Annotated in this window: 18 protein-coding genes, 3 pseudogenes and 1 riboswitch; of the genes and pseudogenes, 7 read left to right on the top strand and 14 right to left on the bottom strand. The window is 69.8% G+C overall.

From position 1 onward, the window contains the following. Positions 1-5 precede the first annotated feature (5 nt). A complete protein-coding gene (locus ACTWQR_RS48485; protein WP_443233729.1) occupies positions 6-656 on the bottom strand; it encodes a (2Fe-2S)-binding protein in 651 nt (216 codons plus the stop codon). Between the two features lie 343 nt (positions 657-999). Here ACTWQR_RS48485 and ACTWQR_RS48480 point away from each other — a divergent pair, with 343 nt between their 5' ends. Further along, positions 1,000-1,230 carry a hypothetical protein gene (locus tag ACTWQR_RS48480; RefSeq protein WP_443233728.1) on the top strand — a complete coding sequence of 77 codons (231 nt, stop codon included), beginning with the start codon at positions 1,000-1,002 and terminating at the stop codon, positions 1,228-1,230. After that, positions 1,230-1,667 (top strand): hypothetical protein, encoded by a 438-nt coding sequence (locus ACTWQR_RS48475; RefSeq protein ID WP_443233745.1) that lies wholly within the window; start codon positions 1,230-1,232, stop codon positions 1,665-1,667. The genes ACTWQR_RS48480 and ACTWQR_RS48475 overlap by 1 nt, the downstream gene beginning before the upstream one ends. Positions 1,668-1,722: 55 nt before the next feature. On the opposite strand, the pseudogene ACTWQR_RS48470 reads toward ACTWQR_RS48475, so the two are convergent. The 4 genes and pseudogenes from ACTWQR_RS48470 to ACTWQR_RS48455 all read right to left on the bottom strand — a co-directional run. After that, positions 1,723-1,875, bottom strand: a pseudogene (locus ACTWQR_RS48470) (hypothetical protein); the annotation flags it as partial. 39 nt (positions 1,876-1,914) lie between these two features. Next, entirely contained in the window at positions 1,915-3,105 is a 1,191-nt protein-coding gene (locus ACTWQR_RS48465) for an acyl-CoA dehydrogenase family protein (protein ID WP_443233727.1), read from the bottom strand. Positions 3,106-3,264: 159 nt separating this feature from the next. Next, positions 3,265-4,032 (bottom strand): CbtA family protein, encoded by a 768-nt coding sequence (locus ACTWQR_RS48460; RefSeq protein WP_443233726.1) that lies wholly within the window; start codon positions 4,030-4,032, stop codon positions 3,265-3,267. Positions 4,033-4,060: 28 nt separating this feature from the next. Next, the gene (locus ACTWQR_RS48455; protein ID WP_443233725.1) at positions 4,061-4,282 is read right to left on the bottom strand and encodes a CbtB domain-containing protein; all 222 of its coding nucleotides are present in this window, start codon (positions 4,280-4,282) and stop codon (positions 4,061-4,063) included. A gap of 37 nt (positions 4,283-4,319) precedes the next feature. Next, a riboswitch (cobalamin riboswitch) is annotated at positions 4,320-4,461 on the bottom strand. A 130-nt stretch (positions 4,462-4,591) separates the two neighbouring features. Between ACTWQR_RS48455 and ACTWQR_RS48450 the strand changes: the two genes are divergently transcribed. Beyond that, positions 4,592-5,164 carry a histidine phosphatase family protein gene (locus tag ACTWQR_RS48450; protein WP_443233724.1) on the top strand — a complete coding sequence of 191 codons (573 nt, stop codon included), beginning with the start codon at positions 4,592-4,594 and terminating at the stop codon, positions 5,162-5,164. A gap of 191 nt (positions 5,165-5,355) precedes the next feature. Here ACTWQR_RS48450 and ACTWQR_RS48445 read toward each other — a convergent pair whose 3' ends face one another. The 8 genes and pseudogenes from ACTWQR_RS48445 to ACTWQR_RS48410 all read right to left on the bottom strand — a co-directional run. Then, positions 5,356-5,727, bottom strand: coding sequence for a ferredoxin (locus ACTWQR_RS48445; protein WP_443233723.1), 372 nt, complete (start codon positions 5,725-5,727; stop codon positions 5,356-5,358). Between the two features lie 213 nt (positions 5,728-5,940). Next, a complete protein-coding gene (locus ACTWQR_RS48440; RefSeq protein WP_443233722.1) occupies positions 5,941-8,331 on the bottom strand; it encodes a glycoside hydrolase family 65 protein in 2,391 nt (796 codons plus the stop codon). Next, on the bottom strand, positions 8,328-9,062 hold the full coding sequence (locus ACTWQR_RS48435; RefSeq protein WP_443233721.1) for an HAD family hydrolase: 735 nt from the start codon (positions 9,060-9,062) through the stop codon (positions 8,328-8,330). Before ACTWQR_RS48435 ends, ACTWQR_RS48440 begins: the two co-directional genes overlap by 4 nt. Positions 9,063-9,163: 101 nt before the next feature. Further along, on the bottom strand, positions 9,164-10,180 hold the full coding sequence (gene gap / locus ACTWQR_RS48430; protein ID WP_443233743.1) for a type I glyceraldehyde-3-phosphate dehydrogenase: 1,017 nt from the start codon (positions 10,178-10,180) through the stop codon (positions 9,164-9,166). 179 nt (positions 10,181-10,359) lie between these two features. Then, positions 10,360-10,911: pseudogene (locus ACTWQR_RS48425) on the bottom strand (universal stress protein); the annotation flags it as partial. A gap of 139 nt (positions 10,912-11,050) precedes the next feature. Further along, positions 11,051-11,737, bottom strand: a complete 687-nt coding sequence (locus ACTWQR_RS48420) for a helix-turn-helix domain-containing protein (protein WP_443233720.1) — start codon at positions 11,735-11,737, stop codon at positions 11,051-11,053. Between the two features lie 19 nt (positions 11,738-11,756). Further along, entirely contained in the window at positions 11,757-12,827 is a 1,071-nt protein-coding gene (locus ACTWQR_RS48415) for a zinc-dependent alcohol dehydrogenase family protein (RefSeq protein ID WP_443233719.1), read from the bottom strand. Positions 12,828-13,244: 417 nt separating this feature from the next. Continuing rightward, a pseudogene (locus ACTWQR_RS48410) lies at positions 13,245-13,665 on the bottom strand (aldo/keto reductase); the annotation flags it as partial. 113 nt (positions 13,666-13,778) lie between these two features. On the opposite strand from ACTWQR_RS48410, the gene ACTWQR_RS48405 reads away from it, so the two are divergent. From ACTWQR_RS48405 to ACTWQR_RS48395, 3 genes are all read left to right on the top strand, one after another. Beyond that, on the top strand, positions 13,779-14,369 hold the full coding sequence (locus tag ACTWQR_RS48405) for a TetR/AcrR family transcriptional regulator (RefSeq protein ID WP_443233718.1): 591 nt from the start codon (positions 13,779-13,781) through the stop codon (positions 14,367-14,369). A gap of 346 nt (positions 14,370-14,715) precedes the next feature. Continuing rightward, a complete protein-coding gene (locus ACTWQR_RS48400) occupies positions 14,716-15,900 on the top strand; it encodes a right-handed parallel beta-helix repeat-containing protein (protein ID WP_443233742.1) in 1,185 nt (394 codons plus the stop codon). 75 nt (positions 15,901-15,975) lie between these two features. Next, complete coding sequence (locus ACTWQR_RS48395; RefSeq protein WP_443233717.1) at positions 15,976-17,400, top strand: AbfB domain-containing protein; 1,425 nt, start codon at positions 15,976-15,978, stop codon at positions 17,398-17,400. Positions 17,401-17,605: 205 nt separating this feature from the next. Here ACTWQR_RS48395 and ACTWQR_RS48390 read toward each other — a convergent pair whose 3' ends face one another. Further along, positions 17,606-17,764, bottom strand: a complete 159-nt coding sequence (locus tag ACTWQR_RS48390; protein WP_443233716.1) for a hypothetical protein — start codon at positions 17,762-17,764, stop codon at positions 17,606-17,608. Positions 17,765-18,528: 764 nt separating this feature from the next. On the opposite strand from ACTWQR_RS48390, the gene ACTWQR_RS48385 reads away from it, so the two are divergent. After that, a complete protein-coding gene (locus ACTWQR_RS48385; protein WP_443233715.1) occupies positions 18,529-19,002 on the top strand; it encodes a PaaI family thioesterase in 474 nt (157 codons plus the stop codon). Positions 19,003-19,825 lie beyond the last annotated feature (823 nt).

Here is a 19,825-nt window from a genome sequence, read left to right as displayed (position 1 = left end):
CAACCTCATTTCCCGCGGGCGGTCTGCTCGACCGCCCGCACGATCTTGACGTAACAGCCGCAGCGGCAGATGTTGCCGCTCATCCACTCCCGGATCTCCTCCGCGGTGCCTGTGTGACCCTCCTGGATGCAGCCGACTCCGGAGACGATCTGGCCGGGAGTGCAGTAGCCGCACTGGAAGGCGTCCTGATCGATGAACGCCTGCTGCAGGGCGTGCAGTTCGTCGCCGTCGGCCAGGCCCTCGATCGTGGTGACCTCGGCGCCCTCCAGGCGCACCGCGAGCGTCAGGCAGGCGTTGTGCCGCTGCCCGTCGACCAGGACCGTGCACGCACCGCAGGCCCCGGCGTTGCAGCCCTTCTTGGAGCCCGTCAGGTCGAAGTGCTCGCGCAGCAGATCCAGCAGCGAGGTGCGGTTGTCGACCGTCACGGTCCGGCGGGTGCCGTTGACCGTCAGGGACACCCGGCTGGCGGGCGGCCTCTCATCGGCCGTCGCTTCCTCCGGGCCGAAGAGGGATGTCCCTCCGATCACGCCCCCCGCGACGACCGCGCCACCGACCGCCGTACTGGTGGCGATGAACGTGCGCCGAGTGGGCGCCGGGGAGGACTCGCCGGCTCCGGTGGGGGGTGGAGCGGCGGACTCGGGGAGTTCAGTAGACATACATACGCCTTCGCATCACAGACGGGTGAGTCGTACACAACAGCGGGAGGGGAGGCAGATCTTCATCACCGCGGGGATCCTGGCGACCGCGCGCCTTGGCGGTGGCGGCTTCTCGGATGGGGAGTCTTGCACCACCGGCAACGCTCGCGGCAGGGAGACTTTCCTCCCCCCTTCACGTTCCATCAGGAGCGGCTTACCGACACGATCGGGGGCACTGCCGCGCGGGGAGGGGCCGGACAGAGCCCCGCCGCCTCGCCGATTGCGGGTTGTGCCATGGTCAGGGCTTGATGAGGACCTTGAGGCTGGTGCGGTCGGCCATGTCCTGGTACCCGGCCGGGAGGCCGTGAAGGTCGGTGGTGGCGTCGAAGACCTTCACGGGCTCGAGCCGGAGCCCACCACCCCAGAGCCCGGAGCTCAGTGGTCCCCCACCACGGACGCCGACTTCTTCCGGCTCGGGGACTCCTTCGGCGCCGCCATAGCCGGGGACGGCACGCTCGCCTCGTTGCTGGCCGACGCCCAGAAAAGCACCGTGGACAACCTGCCGGCCAAGGGTCTCAAGGCGAGGAGCGCGTGATGAGCACCGCGATCAGCCGGACGAGGAACGGGACGGAGAAGGCGACACCGGGCGGCCGACGGTCCGCCCGCCCGGACCGGGCGGCATGGGGCTTCCTCCTCCCCTTCGTCGCCCTGTTCCTGTTCACCTTCGTCATTCCGCTCGGCTACGCCGTCCACCAGAGCATGCTCAAGCCGGTCCGCTCCGGTTCGCTGGGCCTGGGTCCGGCCACCGTCGGCTTCGCCGGTCTTGACAACTACTCCCTCGCCCTTCAGCAGTCGGCCTTCCTGGAGAGCTTCGCGCGGGTACTGCTCTTCGGCATCGTGCAGATCCCCGTGATGCTGCTGCTGGCCACCGCGCTGGCGCTGGCGCTCGACACACAACCTGACCTCCGGGGCGGGCGGTCGGCGGGGCGCGCGCGGCCCCCCACCCCGGCGGCAAAGTTCGGCCGACCGTAGCCAAGAGCAAGAGCCCGTCCACCGACAGCGGCCACAACGACGCACTGATGGTGTCCGCCCCGCCCTGCAGTGCGAACTCCCGTTGGTGCACATACGAGGCGTACGCGGCGACCCCGGCAACGACGGAGGGGAGCGCATAGAGGCCGGATCCACGGATCCAGGTCGAAGCCCCGGCTCCCGGCAGGCCCCTCCCGGGCCTCGGGGACATTGCTCATCGACCCCACCGTCCGCCACACCGCCCAACCGACTAACGCCGTACCCGCGGCATCCCAAGGCCGATCCACGAGATGATCTCTCGCTGGATCTCATTGTTCCCGCCGCCGAACGTGAAGATCACGGCCGAGCGGTAGCCGCGCTCCAGTTCGCCGTGGAGCACCGCGCCCGCCGAGCCCTCCTTGAGAACGCCGGGTGTCGCGACGATCTCCATGAGCCAGGCGTACGCGTCTCGGCGGGCCTCGGAGCCGTACACCTTGACCGCGGAGGCGTCCTGCGGGGTGAGGCTGCCCTCCTGGACGGCGTTCACCATCTGCCAGTTGAGGAGTTTCATCGCGTCGAGCTTGGTGTGGGTCTGGGCGAGGCGGCGGCGTACCCAGGGGAGGTCGACGACGCGGCGGCCGTCGGCGAGTTTGGTCTCCATGGCCCAGCGCTGGACGTCGTGCAGGGCCCGGATGGCCATGGTGCCGTGCGCGGCGAGGGTGACGCGCTCGTGGTTGAGCTGATTGGTGATCAGCCGCCAGCCCTTGTTCTCCTCGCCGACCCGGCGGGAGGCGGGGACGCGGATGTTCTCGTAGTAGCTCGCGGTGGTGTCGTGGGAGGCGAGGGTGTTGATGAGGGTGCAGGAGTAGCCGGGGTCGGAGGTCGGCACGAGGAGCATGGTGATGCCCTTGTGCGGCGGGGCCTCCGGGTCGGTACGGACGGCGAGCCAGACCCAGTCGGCGGTGTCGCCGTTGGTCGTCCAGATCTTCTGGCCGTTGACCGTGTAGTGGCCGGTGGCCTCGTCGCCCTCGCGGACCGCGCGGGTCTTGAGCGCGGCCAGGTCCGTGCCCGCGTCCGGCTCGCTGTAGCCGATCGCGAAGTCGATCTCGCCGGAAAGGATCTTCGGCAGGAAGTACGCCTTCTGCTCGTCCGTGCCGAACTGCATGATCGTCGGTCCGACCGTGTTCAGCGCCATCAGCGGTAGCGGTACGCCGGCCTGGGCGGCCTCGTCGAAGAAGATGAACTGTTCCATCGGGCTCAGGCCGCGCCCGCCGTACTCCTTCGGCCAGCCCACGCCGAGCCAGCCGTCGGAGCCGAGTCGGCGGATGGTGTCGCGGTAGAAGCGCTTCTGCGCCGCCGGGTCTCCGTAGCGGGCGTGGACGTTGTCCGGTACCAGCTCGGCGAAGTAGGTGCGCAGTTCGGTGCGCAACTCCTGCTGCTCCGGCGTGTATTCGAGATGCACGGCGCCTCCTGGCTCCCAATGGCCTGCTGCTTCGGCCCGCCCGGACCTGACGGCGCACACCGTAGAACGTGTTGCAGAAATTGGGAATGCCGGTGACGTACGCACCTACGCGAAGGGCCCCCGGACGGTGGTCCGGAGGCCCTTGTGTGAGTGAACGGCTCAGTGCGCGACGGGAGTTGCCCGAGCTTCGGGCGTCTTCCCTTCGGTCCTGGCCGGCTTGGGAGCCAGTACGCGCTCCGCCAGCAGCCCGAAGACCAACCCGAAGGCGGTCCACAGGGTGACCTGGATGGACAGGGCCGCGAGGCGGTACTGCCAGAGCAGGGTGCCTGGGAAGTCCTTCGGGACCTCGTTGAAGGACGGCAGGAACGCGTACGCGAGTCCGACGACGAGGACGAAGAACGCGCCCGCCGCGAGCGTGGCGTTCCAGTTGCCCAGGCTCGGTGCGAGGCGCTTGCCCAGGATCACGGTGGCGACGGCGAGCAGCACGCTCAGCGCCACCATCAGGAAGAACAGGACCGTGCGCTGGTTGAGGGTGTCGGGGTCGCCGACAGCCGGTGGGTTGGCGGGGTACTTCAGGAACGGGACGACGTAGACCGCGATCAGGCCCGCGGTCGACAGCAGCAGGGCGCTCGCGCGCGGCCCGAAGCGGCCGATCCTGCCGAGTGCGAAGCAGTACGCGAGCGCGGCGATGCCGCCGAACGCGACCCCGTAGACGAGTATCCCGGTGGCCAGGCCGCCAGTGGACTGCATCGTGCGGGTCACGAGTTCGGCCCCACCGTGTTCGTGGGAGTGGGACTCCTCGAACGCGATCGCTTCGTCGACGCGCGGTTCGCCGAGGAAGTAGGAGACGACCAGGGCGAGCAGGCCCGCGGCGAGACCCGCGAGCATGCCGCGCACCAGGAGGTTTCTGACGGTGACGGAGTTCATGGAGTTGTCCTGTCGGTTCCTTCCGCCGTCAGTGGCAGGGGAAGCCGAGCAGGTGGCGGGCGTCGTGCACCCACTCGTGCACGCCTTCGCCGGACACCAGGGAGGTGGCGCCCTGTTCGGCGCCGACGAAGTAGAGCAGCACCAGCATCAGGATGCCGAAGAAGACCGCCCAGGGGGCGATCGCGCCGATCGGCAGCTTTGCGGGAACGGCGGGGGTGGTTGCGGTCGGCTGAGCGACGGACTGCGCCATACGGCAGGACCTCCTGGGGAACTCGCGTCCCATCTTGGTGGTGCACAAGACGACGGCCACGGGTCTGACTTGCTCGACCTTCACCGCCCCTGGCAGGGGCGGTTGGTGCGGGGCTTACAGTGGCGCGACCGTGCCGGATTCTCACCGGCTTCCGTCGAACCGTCGTCAATATCGACGAGAAGGTACCGCGAAGCGGAGGCGCGGCCAAGGGCGCATAGGGTGCCGGGTGCGCGCCGGGGTGCCGGTCACATCGTCAATTCCCGGTGTCAGCAAGGGTGTTGAGCACGTGCAAAGCGCGAAAGTGGGCCGATGACCAGCCGAGTGATGTTGATCTCACCAGCGATCAGTGTGGCGCTGCGGGAGGCACGTTTCGACGACGGATGCCCGGTCGACGCGGCCGGGCTGCGGCTCGCGGAGGCGGCCGCGGGCTCGCTGCCCACCGCCGACCGGGCCTCGGTCTCGCCCAGCGTGCGCTGCCGGGAAACGGCCGCGGCACTCGGCCTCGCCCCCCTCCCCGAACCCGAGTTGGCCGGCCTGGATGTGGGCCGCTGGCGCGGGGCGACCCTCGCCGAGGTGAGCGCCGACGAGCCGGAGGCCGTGGCTCGGTGGCTGGCGGATCCCTCGTCCGCCCCGCACGGCGGTGAGTCGGTACGCGATCTGTGCGAGCGCGTCGCGAAGTGGCTGTACACGGCGGCGGATCTCGGCTCGGGCCGGATCGTCGCCGTCGTCGAGCCGGAGATCGTACGCGCCGGGGTGGTACGGGCGCTCGGGGCTCCGGAGTCGGCGTTCTGGCGGGTCGATGTGCCTCCGTTGACCGCGACGGAGTTCAGCGGGCGGGGTGGGCGGTGGAATGTGCGGGTCGGGCAGGCGCTTGCGGGGTGATGTCCCAAGGCTCCGCGGAAGCGAGGTGATATCCGAAAAGCTCTGCGGGAGCGTGCGGCTGGAGAGCCTTGCCGGAGCGTTGGGCCGGAGAGCTTTGCGAGGCCGGAGTCGCCGGGGATCTTGCGGGGAGACCTTGTGTCGTGAGGCTCGGCCCGCCTTCGTTCCCGCCTGCTCGCTCTCGGCCCGCCCCGTCAGCCCAACAGGGTGAGGAACTCGGTGCAGGCCCCTGCGCAATCCCGGCAGGCCTGCGCCGCCTCCTCGGCGTCGGGGCTTCGGTCGAAGACGTGCGCGGTCTCGAGGCAGACGGCGCGGCACCATTCGACCTGGGCGCGCATTCCGGCCTCGCTCTGCACGGTCTGCTCGGCCAGGGCGCGGCAGGTCGCGTCGCAGACTTCCGCGCACAGGATTCCCTTGCGCCGCAGCTCTTGCTGATCATCGGGGCCGTCGAGGTCGGTGAGACTCGCGCGCAGGGCGCACACCCGGGCGCACTCGGTGCACGCCTGCGCGCAGGCGAACCGATCCTCGAGGAAACGGACGAGTTCCTGCTGCTCTGGTGCTGACACATTGTCCGGGTAGCCGGACGCCGTGACGCCAAACCCGGCGATGGGACACGCGCGGTTCCGGAGCGGTGCGATCGCGCCCCCTGCATTGAGCCTGCTGTCCCCTGCCGGCCTCATGCTGCGGCGACCCGACCAGTGCGCTTGGGCCGTGAGGTCCCCCGCGCTCGGGCCGTGAGGTCCCCCACCCAGGTCCATTCGGCCCCTCCTGGACTGGGCTCAACCAGGGAGCACCAGCCGGCAGGTCTCCCCCGGCTGTACGGACACCGCACGACCGGGCAGCCGGACGTCGATGGGCAGCCGGTCGGAGGACGGCACCGCGATCTCCAGGCTCCCGCATTCCATGCGCAGCCGTACTCCCCAGTGGCCCTGGTAGCGAAGGGCGAATCCGTAGGAGGACAGCTCCGGAAGGGGCGCCGGGTCCAGCCACAGGGCGCCCTGGCGGGTCTCGAGACCGGTGAGTCCGCGCTGGACGAGGTCGAGGGTGCCCGCCATGGCGCCCAGGTGGATTCCCTCGCCCGTGGTCCCGCCCTGGAGGTCGGCGATGTCGCCCTTGAGCGCCTCCTGGCAGAACGTCCACGCCTCGGCTCGGCGGGCCCGGGCCAGTACCCAGCCGTGGACCAGGCCGCTGAGGGTGGAGCCGTGGCTGGTGCGGTGCAGGTAGTAGTCGACGGTGCGCCGCCAGGTGTCCTCGTCGAGGCGGTGGCCCAGCCGGGTGAAGAGGCCCTGGAGTTCGGCGGGTGAGAAGAGGTAGCCGAGCATGAGGACGTCGGCCTGTTTGGACGCCTGGTAGCGGTTGACGGTGTCACCCTCCGCCTCCAAGATCCGGTCCAGGCGCCGGATGTCGCCGTACCGGTCGCGGTAGCCGTCCCAGTCGAGTTCCGCCAGGTCGCCGTAGCCCTCGAACTGGCTGATGACATCGTCGTGGAAGGGCACGTGGAGGGTGCGGGACACGTCCTCCCACAGTTCGAGTTCGCCGCCGTCCAGCGCCGTCCGCTCGACGAGTTCCCGGCGGCGTGGTTCGGGGAGGGTGTCGAGTACATCGAGCGTGCGGGCCAGTACCCAGGCGGCCGTGACGTTCGTGTACGCGTTGTCGTCCAGACCGGGCTTCTCGGCACCGGGGTACGCGTCGTGGTACTCGTCGGGGCCGACCACGCCGCGGATACGGTGCCGCCCGAGGGACTCGTCGTAGACGGCGGCGTCCGCCCAGAAGCGGGCGATCTGCAGCAGCATCTCGGCGCCCTTGGTGTGCAGGAACTCGGCGTCCCCGCTCGCCTCGCAGTACTGCCACACGTTGTAGGCGACGGCCGAGCCGACGTGGCGCTGGAGCCGGGAGTAGTCGGGCAGCCAGCGTCCGGAGCGCGGGTTGAGGTGCAGCTCCTGGGTCTCCTCGCGGCCGTCGCTGCCGCTCTGCCACGGATAGAGCGCGCCGGTCAGGCCGACCGCGCGGGCCGCGGAACGACGGGCCTGTTCGAGGCGTCGGTAGCGGTAGTGGAGGAGCGCGCGGGACACCTCGGGGAAGTGCAGGTTGAGATACGGAAGGACGAACAGCTCGTCCCAGAAGACATGGCCCCGGTACGCCTCGCCGTGCAGCCCTCGGGCGGGTACGCCGACGTCGAGGTCGGCGGTGTGCGGGGAGAGCGTCTGCAGGACGTGGAAGAGGTGCAGCCGCAGGATGCTGCCCGCATCGTTGGGCACGTCCAGTTCGGCCCGGCGCCACAGCTGGTCCCACGCCGTGATGTGCGACTCCAGCAGATCGTCGAAGCCGGGCGCCCCGCTCACCCGGTCGATCGCCGCGCACAGCGGGTCGCTGATCGCCGGGTCCCGCGAGGTGTGCAGGGCGACGGTCTTGTCGACGGTGGCGGCGATGCCCGGAGTCAGGTGCAGGCGCGTTCGCTGGGTGGCGCGCAGGGCCGCGTGATGAGTCGATACCGGTTCGTCCGCGGTGAGGCGGGCCGCCATGCCGACGCGGATGTCGGAGGTACGGGTTCGGCAGCGCAGCCACACCGTGTCCGGGGCGGCGGTGTCGGTGTGCACATGGGTCAGGTGGCGGCCGTCCAGGTCCCGGTAGCGCGGCACGCCGGCGTTGGTGACGGATCCGTCGAGGGCCGCCTCCAGCTCGACCTCGCCGGAGAAGTTCTCCGCCGTGAACTCGGTGCGCAGGGTGGCCAGATGAGGATCCGCCATGTGCACGACGCGCAGCTGACGCACGGCCAGGGTGCAGCCCTCGTCATCGGCGTACCGCGTCCGGCGCTCCAGGATGCCGGTGGACAGATGAAGGACCTGGCGGTGTTCGAGGACCGTCGCGGTGTCCGGGGTGAGCCACGGTGCCGGGCCCTGGTCGCCGTCGCCGTGCAGGCGGAAGCGGAGCGGCAGCCAGTTGGGCAGGTTGACCATGTCCTCGTTCTCGACCCGGCGTCCGGCCACGTCGGAGGTGAGCCGGTTGTAGCAGCCGGCCACGTACGTACCCGGGTAGTGCACATCGTCGGCCGCGCATTCGGGGATCGCTCCGCGGGTGGCGAAGTAGCCGTTCCCCAGCGTGCAAAGGGACTCCCTGAGCCTCTCGTCCGCGGGGTCGTAGCCCTCGTAGTCCCACGTCCATCCCGTCACTTCGGTGCTCCTGTCTCGATTCCCTCGATGAGTTCTCCCAGGTCGCGGACGACGAGGTGGGCGCCGTGCCGCAGGAGTCCGTCCCGGGTACCCGGGACGGCCGTGCGATCCACGCCGATGACCAGAGCGAACCCGCCCTGCCGGCCCGCCTCCACCCCTGCCAGGGCGTCCTCGACGACGGCCGCGCGGTCGGGGGGAACGCCGAGCCGGCGGGCCGCTTCCAGGAACAGATCGGGCCGCGGTTTGCCCGGCAGGCCGAGCCGGGCCACCTCGCCACCGTCGACCAGCGCGTCGAAGAGGTCGAGTACGCCTGCGTTGGTGAGGAGTTCACGGGCGTGGCGGGACGCGGAGGCCGCGGCGAGGGGCATTCCTTCCCGGCGCAGGGCGCGCAGCAGGCGTACCGTCCCCGGGTAGGCGTCGATGCCCTCCTCGCGCAACCGCTCGGTGAACAGCCGCTCCTTGTCGGCGGCGACGTCCTGTACGGCCTCGGCGGGCAGGTCGAGGCCGCGTGAGGCGAGGAAGGCGGCGGCGCCGTCGAGGCGGGACTTGCCGTCCACGTAGCGCAGGTAGTCGTCACTCGTGTCGAACGGGCGCCGTTGGTGGGGGTCTTCGGGCGGATGGTCGCGCAGGAAGGCGTCGAAAGCCGTCTTCCATGCGGCGGCGTGCACCTTCGCCGAGTCGGTGATCACTCCATCGGTGTCGAGCACGACGGCCCGGACGGCCCGCAGCACGGGTGCGACCTCGTTGTGGGACTCACCGGACCGGGTCGCCGACGGGCTCGACGGGCTTGATGAGCTTGACGGGCTTGACGGGCTTGATGCGTTCGATGGGTTCACAGCTGCTCCGCCACATAGGCGGTGAGGTCGAGCAGCCGATTGCTGTACCCCCACTCGTTGTCGTACCAGCCGAAGACCTTGACGAGGTCGCCATGTGCCTGGGTCAGCTCCGCGTCGAAGACGCAGGACGCGGGGTCGCCGAGCACGTCGCGGGAGACGATCGGCGCGGTGGTCACGCGCAGGATGCCGCGCAACCGCCCATCGGCCGCCTCGGCGAACGCCGTGTTGACCTCGTCGGCCGTCACCTCGCGCCCCAGGACCACGGTCAGGTCGGTCAGCGAGCCGTCCTCGACCGGAACCCGGACCGCGAGGCCGTCCAACGCGCCGTCCAGCTCGGGCACGACCAGGCCGACGGCGCGCGCGGCGCCGGTGCTGGTCGGGATGATGCTCAGCGCCGCCGAGCGGGCCCGGCGCAGGTCCTTGTGCGGGCCGTCGAGGAGCGCCTGGTCGTTGGTGTAGCCGTGGATGGTGGTCATGAGGCCCTTGGTGATGCCGAACCGCTCGTGCAGGACCGCGACCATGGGGACGACGCAGTTGGTGGTACAGGAGGCGGCGGACAGGACGTGGTGGTGGCCCGGGTCGTAGGCGTCCTCGTTGACGCCCATGACCACGGTCACGTCGGCTTCTTTGCCGGGTGCCGAGATCAGCACCTTGCGAGCGCCCGCCTTCAGGTGCAGGGCGGCCGAGTCCCGGTCGCGGAAACGGCCCGTCGACTCGATGACGACGTCCACGGCGTGCTCGGTCCAGCCGAGGGCCGCGGGGTCACGCTCCGCCGTGACGGCGATGCGGTGCCCGTCGACGGTGATCGACGTGTCGTCGTAGGTGACGTTCCGGCCGAGCCGCCCGTACGTGGAGTCGTACTCGAGGAGATGGACGAGCGTACCGGGCGGGGCGATGTCGTTGACAGCCGCCACCTCGACCGGCCGGCTTCCGGTCTCAGCCCGCTCCAGCGCCCCGCGGAGGTAGTTGCGGCCGATGCGGCCGAATCCGTTGATGCCCACTCGGACGGTCATGAACAACTCCTGATCAAGTAGAGACGAGGTGTGGCGTACCGGGACGCCCGGGTACCCCGAGACGGCGTCCTGGAGCACGGTGTCGAGCACGGGCAGGGGCCCGCTCCTCGTGGTGGCACGCCGGTTCGTCAGCCGACGCCGGCTGGTCGGCGGTCTCGTGCGCGGGCAGCGCCAGGCGTTCACGTCCGCTGCGGTACGACGGCTACCGGGCACTCGGAGTGGTGCAGGACCGCGTGGGCGACCCGGCCGAGCTGGAGTCCGAAGTGCCCTTGCCGCCGCTGGGCTCCGACAACGAGCAGGCCGGCGTCGGCCGAGGCGTCGAGGAGCACCTTGCGGGCGGTGCCTTCCACGACGTGCCGGCGCAGTTCGACGGACGGATGGTCCGCCAGGGCGTCGCGCAGCGCCGCTTCGAGGTTCTCCGTGGCCCGCTGCTGGTGGTAGTGGGCGGGCTCGCCGGCCAGCAGGGGATGGTCCGTCGTCTCGTGCGCGGGGCAACGCCAGGCCCGTACGGCCTCCAGCACCACCCGCCGCTCCGCGGCCTCCTGGAAGGCGAAGCGCACGACCTCCCTGTTGTGCGGCCTTTCGCCGACGCCCAGCACGATGCGCTGCCGCATCCCGGACCCGGCCGGGTTGTCGTGGCCGCCGCGCAGGACGATCACCGGGCAGTCGGCACGTGCGGCGACGGCGAGGCTGACAGAGCCGAGCAGCAGCTCGGCGATGCCGCTGCGGCCGAGGACGGTGGCGAAGATCGGCAGCTGGATGGTGCCGCCCGGGGAGCGTGACCGCCCGCCGCCGCGCCACCGCCCGTCGTACGCGGCGGGGAACGGGGCCTCGTTGACGGCGCAGGCCAGTGGCGCGGCGGCACGCGTGTCAGCGCACCGCGATCGCCCGCCCGGTGATGTCCGCGGGATCGATGCGCAGCCACATGTCCCGCGTGCCGCCCGCCCAGGGACCGCTGTAGGCCCGCTCCTCCAGTCGGCGTACGGCGTCGGCGTCCGTCACCTCCCGGGCACGGCCGCGTACGAGCACGCTCCAGCCTTGGCTGAGCGCCTCGTCGACGTGGTCGACCTCGAAGGCGACCTGGGTTCCGGCGGCCGCCGCGGGAGTAGCGTCGGGTGCGGTGCGAAAGGTGACGGCGCCGTCGACGACGCTGTAGTTCACGGGGACCACGACCGGGCCGGCGGGAGTGGACAGGGCGAGTCTGCCCACGCCGTGCGTCGACAACCGGGAGCGGCACTCCTCCGTGCTCAGCTCCACCAGCTCGGGGTGGCCGGCCGGCCGGCCGACGCCCGGCGGCAGGTCGGCCTCGCCGCCGCGCAAGGCCGCCACCGTGGTCTCCAGGGCATCGGCGAGCCGGAGGAGAACGCCGCTGCCCGGCGTGGCGGTGGACTGTTCCTCCAGGTACTGGAGATAGCTGGGTACCGTGCCCGCCCGCTCGGCGGTTTCCTGCCGTGTCAGGCCGAGTTCCTCACGGCGTCGGGCGATGCGACGCCCGATGTCGCCCCGGGCGCCGCCCGCCGCCGCGGACGCCGCGTTCGGTGGTGTGTGTTCGGGCATCTCCGATCACTTCCTCCCGTCAGGCCGCCCTGACCGTCAGGACGTCGTGCCGCTCCCCGCCGAGTACGACCTTGAGCGCGCCGGTGACGGCTGCGCGGGCGAAGACGTCGTACGCCTCCTCCATCTGGTCCAGTGGGAAGGTGTGGGTGACCATCGACGACGCGGGCAGGCGGCCGCCGGCCAGCATGCGCAACAGGGTCGGGGTGGAGTACGTGTCGACCAGCCCGGTGGTGATCGTCACGTTCTTGATCCACAGGTCCTCGAGGTGCAGCGCGACGGGTTTGCCGTGCACGCCGACGTTGGCCACGTGTCCGCCGGGCCGCACCATGCGCGTGCACGTCTCGAAGCTTTCCGGGACCCCGACCGCTTCGACGACCACGTCGGCACCGAGGCCTTCGGTGAGGTCGGCGACCAGCGATTCGGCCTCCTCGCCCGCGACGGCCACGGCGTCGGCGCCGAGGTTCTTGGCTGCGTGCAGCCGGGCCGGGGCCAGGTCCGCGGCGATGATCTTCTCGGGTGTGTACAGCCGGGCGGTGGCGATCGCGGCGAGCCCGATGGGCCCGGCTCCGACCACGGCGACGGTGTCTCCGGGCCGTACGTGGCCGTTGAGCACGCCCACTTCGTAGGCGGTGGGGAAGATGTCGGCCAGCAGTACGGCGTCCTGGCTGTCCACCGCGCCCGGCAACAGGTACGTGGACAGGTCGGCGTGGGGCACGCGGACGTACTCGGCCTGCGTGCCGTCGGTCAGGTGGCCGAGGATCCAGCCTCCGCCGCCGCGGCACTGCCCGTAGGTTCCCTCCCTGCAGAAACGGCAGCGGCCGCACGCGGTGATGCACGAGACGAGCACCCGGTCACCGGGACGGACGGTGCGTACGTCGCTGCCGATCTCGACGATCTCGCCGACGGCCTCATGGCCGAGGACCGTACCTGGACGTACCTCCGGCACGTCGCCCTTGAGGATGTGCAGGTCCGTACCGCAGATGGTGACGGTGTCGACGCGGACGACCGCGTCGGTGGGCTCCTGGATGCCGGGGTCCGCGATGTCCTCCCAGGCGGACTGTCCGGGGCCGTGGAAGACGAGTGCCTTCATGGCGATCCCTTTCCTCGGTTCTCGAGCCGGTCGTGTCAGTTCGGGCCGGTCGTGTCACATATACAGCCTTACCCGGACAGATGCCGCCCGCATGGGCTGGTCGGTCCCTACCGGCAGACGATCGGGCAGGACCGGTGGGGCAGGGCCGGTCGGGCCGGGTGACCGCGGGCGGGGCCCGGAGCCCACCGGCCCCGTGTCCGAGGCGGATCCGCTGCGCAAGGAGGCAGGCCGGCTCGACACGGCGGAGGCGTTACCCGGACGCGATCTGGCGGAGTCGCCGCCGGCGCCCGCGGAGCGCCGCGGCCTTCGGCGGGCGTCGGCGAGCGAGACAAGGAACACCTCTCGCCGGGCACCTGAGCGATTCCCGCGGACGCGGGAACCTGCGGGGAGAGGATGCGGACGCTGCCCCTCGGACGATCAGCGGCGCAGCAGTGACGGGTCGAGCAGCGCGGGCGGAGTGTCGAACTTCTCGTGCGCGGTCAGGTCTGTACCGGGGGCGACGATGGCGTCGATCGCGTCGAGTACGTCAGCGGCGAGCACTGTGTCCGCGGCGGCGAGTTGCGAGTGCAGGTGTGCCTGCGTGCGGGGGCCGATGAGCGCGTTGGTCACACGGCGGGATGCGCGGTCACGAATCCCGGCGCGAGCTGGATCATGGTCCGGCCGGCCTCGTCGGCGACCTTGGCGGCTGCTCGACGGCGTCGAGCCTGGCCTGATTGGAGGAGATGGTGGTGTCGAAGCGTTGCGGCATGAACGTCGAGCGGCCGGCGGTGACTTCCCGGCCCTCGCGGATCGCGCCCGACAGCCAGCCCGAGGCCGACGGGTTCCACACCAGCACACCTGGCTTGGTCGTCAGGCCCCGGCTCTGACATCATGAGCAAACGGAACATCGTTCCGTAAAATATACGGAACGATGTTCCGCTTGGCAAGCTCGACAGCGGAGGGGGCGGCGCGATGAACGACGGCGACAAGGGCGCGGGGCATGCGGCCCAGTCCAAGCGGGCGGACGCCCGTCGCAACAAGGAGACCCTACTCGAGGCGGCCGCCTCGGTCTTCGTCATGTCAGGCGTGGAAGCGCCGGTACGCGACATCGCGGCCGAGGCCGGCGTCGGGCTGGGCACGATCTACCGCCACTTCCCGACGCGAGCGGATCTCATCATCGCCGTCTACCGGCACCAGGTCGACTCCTGCGCCGAGGCCGGTCCCGCCCTGCTGGCGACCTGCGCGACTCCTCACGCCGCACTGGGGCAATGGGTCAACCTCTTCGTCGACTTCCTGGTCACCAAGCACGGACTCGCCGCCGTACTGCAGTCCGACGACGCCGGCTTCGACACGCTGCACGCCTACTTCCTCGACCGGCTCGTGCCCGTCTGCGCCCAGCTGCTCGAAGCCGCGGCCGCCGCCGGCGAGATCCGCTCCGACATGGATGCCTACCAGCTCATGCGCGGCGTCGGGAACCTCTGCATCGGCGCGGACAACGATCCCCGCTACGACGCACGCCGACTGGTCGAACTCCTCATCGCGGGACTACACCGATCGCACTGACGATCGGCCGTGGCTGTCGACGCACCGACTACCGGCCGGGCGGCTGACGCCAGCCGGCCACTGGGCGCCCCGAGCCCGTCCCCGCTCGTGACCGACCGCCTCCGAACCGGTCACGGGCAGGGACACGCAACGGCTCGTAAAGGCGGAGGTGGGCAAGCGTGTCGAAGTTATTGACGTGGCTGCACCCTCCCCCTACCGTCTGACCGGTTTATCGAACTCCGTTCGATATGTCGACCAGTCGAGGACGCTCGGCTCCTGACCCCGGCAACCAACCCGAAGTGGGCGACCACTGACCCGCGACAACGTTCGGATCGGCAAACAAGGAGGCCTCGTGCGCATCGCGGGCATGCTCACCGGGACAGCACTCAGTGCCGTACTAGCGGCGATGGCGGTACCGACGCCGGCGGCGGCCGCGTCGACCATCGTCGTGGCCGTGAACGGAGACGACTCCGCCTCCGGCACACTCGAACAACCGCTGCGGACCATCCAGAAAGCCGTGGACAAGGCGAAGCCCGGTGATGTCATCGCCGTGCGGGGCGGTACGTACGCCCTGATCGACAACATCACCATCGCCACCTCGGGAACGGCGTCGCAACCGATCTCCCTCGGCGCGTACCAGGGCGAGCGGGTCGTCATCGACGGGGAGCGCCTGCCGGCCAGCCACACACCCGTCGGCGGCAGCATCCCGCGAGCCGAGCGCGGTGCCATCCACCAGGAGGCCTCCTACTGGAAGGTCTCCGGCCTGGAGATCGTCAACGGCCCGTACGGCTACTACTGCGACGGCTGCGACAACAACGTGTTCTCCCGTCTGACCACGCACGACAACTACGAGTCCGGCTTCCAGCTCCAGGGCGCCTCCAGCAACAACCAGATCCTGAACCTGGACAGTTACGGCAACCGCGACCCGCGCAAGAACGGGGAGAGCGCGGACGGCCTCGCCATCAAGGAAGGCACCGGGACGGGCAACGTCGTTCGGGGCGCACGGCTGTGGAACAACGTCGACGACGGCTACGACGCCTGGAAGTTCACCTCGCCGATCGTCGTCGAGAACACGATCGCGTACGGCAACGGCTTCAACCGCTGGAATTTCCCAGACTTCGCGGGCGACGGCAACGGCTTCAAGCTCGGCGGCGGAAGCCCGGCACCGGCGGTCGCCCACACCCTGCGCAACTCGGTCGCCTTCAAGAACGCGGCGCACGGAGTCACCGACAACAGCAACCCGGGCGCGCTCGCCCTGAGCCGCAACACCACCTACGGCAACGCGCGCACAGGTTTCGACGTCGACGGAGCGGGCGGCAAGGCCGTCCTCACCGCCAACTTATCCGTCGTCGACGCACGACCCGCCGCACTTGGATCCGGCACCAGCTCTCAGGGCAACTCCTGGGATCTGGGCGGCACTTGGAACGAGTCGTCGGTCGTGAGCACCAGCACGGGCACCATCACCGGCCCGCGCACGTCGGACGGCTCCCTGCCGGCGGCCCGGGACTTCCTCGTCCCCAAGGCCGGCACTGCCGTCGGAGCCCGATTCTGAACCACCCGGTGGGCCCCGGGCGGACGACCCCGGAGCCCACCGGACCTCGCACAACCAGAACAAGGAGAGCCGCACATGATCAGAGAAGACAGACCCATCGCCGCGTCGGACGCAGCCGGTGCCTCCCCCCTCGCCCCGTCCCGCCGCAGCCTGTTGCGGGCGATGGCCGCGCTGCCCGCCTCGGCGGTCCTCCTCGGCGGGCTGCCCGGCCTGCTCGGCACGGCCGCCGCGGCGGCACCGCCCCGCGGCTCCGCCACCCGCTACACCATCGTGCCGTTCCTCAACAGCACCGACGGCACCGTGAACGTCTACCAGTCCGACGACGCCACGGAATTCCGGCTCCTCAAGGCCTCCGCGTACACCCCGCCCGCCAACCGGATCCGCGACGCCAGCATCATCAAGCACACCGACGGCTATTACTACATCACCTACACCACGCACACCTGGCAGGACACCAGCACGACCATCGGCTTCGCCCGCAGCTCGGATCGGGTCAACTGGACGTTCCTGTACGACTACACCGTCCCGATCGCGAACCTGTCGCGCGCGTGGGCGCCGGAGTTCTTCGTCGACAGCGACGGCAGCGTCAACATCCTCGTGTCCTGCTCGACCACCAACGACCAGTGGATCTTCACGCCGTATCTGCTCAGGGCCACCAACTCCGCTCTCACCGCGTGGAGTTCACCCGTGGCGCTGTCCGGCATCGGCGCCAACCACATCGACACGTTCGTCGTGAAGATCGGCTCCACGTACCACGCCTTCACGAAGAACGAGACATCGAAGTACATCGAGTACGCCACCGCCACCGCGCTGGCCGGCCCGTACACGATCCGCAGGACCGGGAACTGGGCGGGCTGGGGCAGCACGCGCGAGGGTGCCGCGCTGATACAGCTCGACAACGGCGCCTGGCGGATCTTCTTCGACGGATACGGCGACAGCAGCTACTACTACAGCGACAGCTACGACACCTTCGCCACCTGGAGCGCGCCCAAGAAGCTGCCGGGCATCTCCGGCACCGCGCGCCACTTCACCGTGATCAAGGAGACGGTCTCCGGCGGGGTGACCCTGCCGACCGGCGTCACCCGCTCCTTCCGCTCGGGCAACTTCACCACCCGCCACTGGCAGGACCAGTCCGGCCTGCTCAACCTCCCCGTGGTGACCAGCTCCAGCACCACCGCGGAGAAGCAGGCGGCCACGTTCACCATCGTGGCGGGCCTCGCCGACGGGAACGGCTACTCCTTCCGGAACGCGGCCGGCAACTATCTGCGGCACTGGGACTTCCGGGCCCGCCTCGACGCGAACGACGGCACGTCGACGTTCGCCAGGGACGCCACATTCATCGCCCGGACGGGTACGGCAAGCGGTTCGGTGCGCCTGGAGTCGTACAACTACCCCGGCTACTACCTGCGTCACTACAACTACCAGCTCCGCGTGGATCCGTCGGACGGCACGGACCTGTTCCGCCAGGACAGTTCGTTCGTGGCCGTGAATCCGCTCTGACCTGCGCGGCAGCCCTGTCCCCCAGATCTGCGTGCACATCGCGTGCACACTTGCGGCGACGCATTGCGGCACGTCGGTCGTGTGCCGGGTGCGTTCGGCGATCATGATGTCCTCCTGTCCTCCTGTCCGGTAACGGCTGAGCCCGGCGCATGTTTGCTTCCTGCGCCGGGCCGGCGGTCTCTGCGGCGCACCAGGTCGCTGGACGTCACGTCCGCTGTGAGCGCGGCATCAAGGCCGCCTCGGGCATCCCCGCAGGCGCCGGGATGCCGTACAACTCCTCGAAGAAAGCCGGCGCGTTCTTCCAGTCCACTTCCAGGGCGAAGCCGTACGTATCCAGTGTCTCGGCGAGCGTGCCGTGCCTCATCCGAGCCTGATCGCTCCGGGGCGGTACACCGCAGCGATCAGGACAGCATCCATGAAGTCCCGCAGGTCCCGGAATGTAGCCGTGTCCGGTACTTGGACTCCCTTGGCACGCGCCTTGGCTTTCGCGCGATTGAATGCCTCGGACAGCGTGTTGCGTCGCAGTGGTGTCCCCCGGCGAGTCACCGCAACGAGTTGGTCGTACTCATCGGGACGGGGAGTCCAGCCGCTTCGCTTGCGGTGACGCAGGGCAGAGGCAGAGGGTGGTGCCGTTCGCCGCTCCATATGCGCCATGCACCTGTCCAGGAGGAACGACCCCATGGGGATCACTGCCTAGCTGTGCAGTCAGCTCCCCTGTCGGCCCGCTTGCCGTTCCTCTCTACGCCCAACTCATTGAGACATTCGGACACAGGGCGCCAGCCGAAGTTCACCGGCGCCACGCACGGCGCCTGCGATGTCGTGTCCGAGGGGGAACAGTCCGTATTCGGTGCTCGCCACGTGGCGAGCCTGTTTGCCCCGTGTTCGGTGACGGCGCGCGAGTGGACGACGACATCGGCGCGTACGGGCAGCCGTTCCTCCTGGCTTCAGCTGCCGCGGCCTGGCCGTCATCCCGCCTACGGTGTCGGCTTCGACGCCGAGGACCGTGTGTCAGTCGGCGTCGCCATCGGCGTACCTGGACTCGAGGAGGGGGATTGTGCCCGCAGTCGTCGAGGCCGGCGCACACATCACACAGCTCGTCAAAATGGCAGGAAGGAACGGTGCTCTGACGTGACAGAACCGGAACTGGGCCAGCACGCCGCACCGCCGCCGCACGGCGGCGACCCTCAGAAGTGGATCGACTGGGCCGACGAGCAGCCGGTGTCACAGGCCATCGGTCTGCGCTGCCGACACATCGAGGCGGGCCGGGCCGAACTAACCCTGGAGCGTGGCCCTTGGCCCCTCAACCCCAATGGCGCGGTGCACGGCGGCCTGGTCGCGGCGTGTGCGGACCACACGATGGCCATCTCCCTGATCTCCATGCTGGAGCCGGGGACCATGCCGGCCACCGCCACGCTGGCCAGCGACTTCCTCCGTCCGGCCCTCCCACCGCTCACGTTCGAGGCCGTCGTGGACCGACGTGGCCGAACCATGGGCTTTTTGACCATCACCGTGAGCGACAAGGACGGCAAGCTCGCCGCGAAGTGCCACGGCACCATGCCCATCGACGGCTCTTCTCGCTTCCTGGACGACACGCCTGCCTGAGCACGGACCGCCCTGATCGGCTCCCCGCTGCGCACGCACAGCGGGAACATGACCCTCGGGGAGGGCGAGGAGCTGGGGGTGGAGGGCTCGTTACGCCTGTTCGCCGAGGAGATAGGGCTGTCCTTTCACACGGTGCGCACGTATCGGTGGGTGGCCGCCCGCTCATAGCGTCAAGCCGCTTGAGGAAGATCCTTGGGTTTCGTTCCGGTGTTTCGGTCGGAGCGTTCGAGGATCTTGAAGAGCTGTCGGCAGATGGCTCGCTTGAGGCAGCGTGGTGCGTCGCGTGAGGTCTGCCTTCGGCGACTCGGCGGGCGACGTACGTCTTCCTCGCCGGGCCCAACCGCATCCGGATGAGCATGATGGTGTGCAGCGCCCGGGTGGTCCTCAGTGACGCTGTCGCCGGCCAGTACCGCGAAGACCTGGACGAGTCCCGGGCGGGTCGCGTTGTACTCGAAGAGCTGGGCGATCATCTCCAGCGGCCAGACGCAGTCGTGCAACGCGGCGGAGGCCGTGTCCCATTGGTCACGCGCCTAACCCGCGGCTCGGCCTCACCGAGCCCCCTCCATCGAAGGGGCGTTGATCATTAGGGCGCCGACGAATCAGCCCCTTTGAAGCGGCGGGGACTGGAAGATGCGGTCATCGCAGAGAAGGGTGAGCGGGCCCGAGTGGCCGGTCGGCGCCCCCTCCAGCCCGTCCGGTCGCACCTCTTTGACAATACGGATACCGCCTCCGTATTGTCGACAGGGATGCGGATGCATCCTCCGTTTTCCCTCACCACACCCCACTGCAACTATGGAGAAGCGATGCCAACTCTGGGAATCAT

The organism is Streptomyces sp. 2A115, from assembly GCF_052245575.1.
In the GTDB taxonomy this organism is placed as follows: Bacteria; Actinomycetota; Actinomycetes; order Streptomycetales; family Streptomycetaceae; genus Streptomyces.
Note: the sequence above shows the minus strand (reverse complement) of the source record. Positions and strands in the feature narration are given on the sequence as shown.

Bases quoted from the DNA above. Each gene is read 5' to 3' on its own strand.
- ACTWQR_RS48455 (WP_443233725.1), bottom strand. From the start codon at position 4,282: ATGGCGCAGTCCGTCGCTCAGCCGACCGCAACCACCCCCGCCGTTCCC.
- ACTWQR_RS48475 (WP_443233745.1), top strand. From the start codon at position 1,230: ATGAGCACCGCGATCAGCCGGACGAGGAACGGGACGGAGAAGGCGACA.
- ACTWQR_RS48460 (WP_443233726.1), bottom strand. From the start codon at position 4,032: ATGAACTCCGTCACCGTCAGAAACCTCCTGGTGCGCGGCATGCTCGCG.
- ACTWQR_RS48420 (WP_443233720.1), bottom strand. From the start codon at position 11,737: ATGCCCGAACACACACCACCGAACGCGGCGTCCGCGGCGGCGGGCGGC.
- ACTWQR_RS48390 (WP_443233716.1), bottom strand. From the start codon at position 17,764: ATGAGGCACGGCACGCTCGCCGAGACACTGGATACGTACGGCTTCGCC.
- gap (WP_443233743.1), bottom strand. From the start codon at position 10,180: ATGACCGTCCGAGTGGGCATCAACGGATTCGGCCGCATCGGCCGCAAC.
- ACTWQR_RS48400 (WP_443233742.1), top strand. From the start codon at position 14,716: ATGCTCACCGGGACAGCACTCAGTGCCGTACTAGCGGCGATGGCGGTA.
- ACTWQR_RS48485 (WP_443233729.1), bottom strand. From the start codon at position 656: ATGTCTACTGAACTCCCCGAGTCCGCCGCTCCACCCCCCACCGGAGCC.
- ACTWQR_RS48405 (WP_443233718.1), top strand. From the start codon at position 13,779: ATGAACGACGGCGACAAGGGCGCGGGGCATGCGGCCCAGTCCAAGCGG.
- ACTWQR_RS48395 (WP_443233717.1), top strand. From the start codon at position 15,976: ATGATCAGAGAAGACAGACCCATCGCCGCGTCGGACGCAGCCGGTGCC.
- ACTWQR_RS48450 (WP_443233724.1), top strand. From the start codon at position 4,592: ATGACCAGCCGAGTGATGTTGATCTCACCAGCGATCAGTGTGGCGCTG.
- ACTWQR_RS48415 (WP_443233719.1), bottom strand. From the start codon at position 12,827: ATGAAGGCACTCGTCTTCCACGGCCCCGGACAGTCCGCCTGGGAGGAC.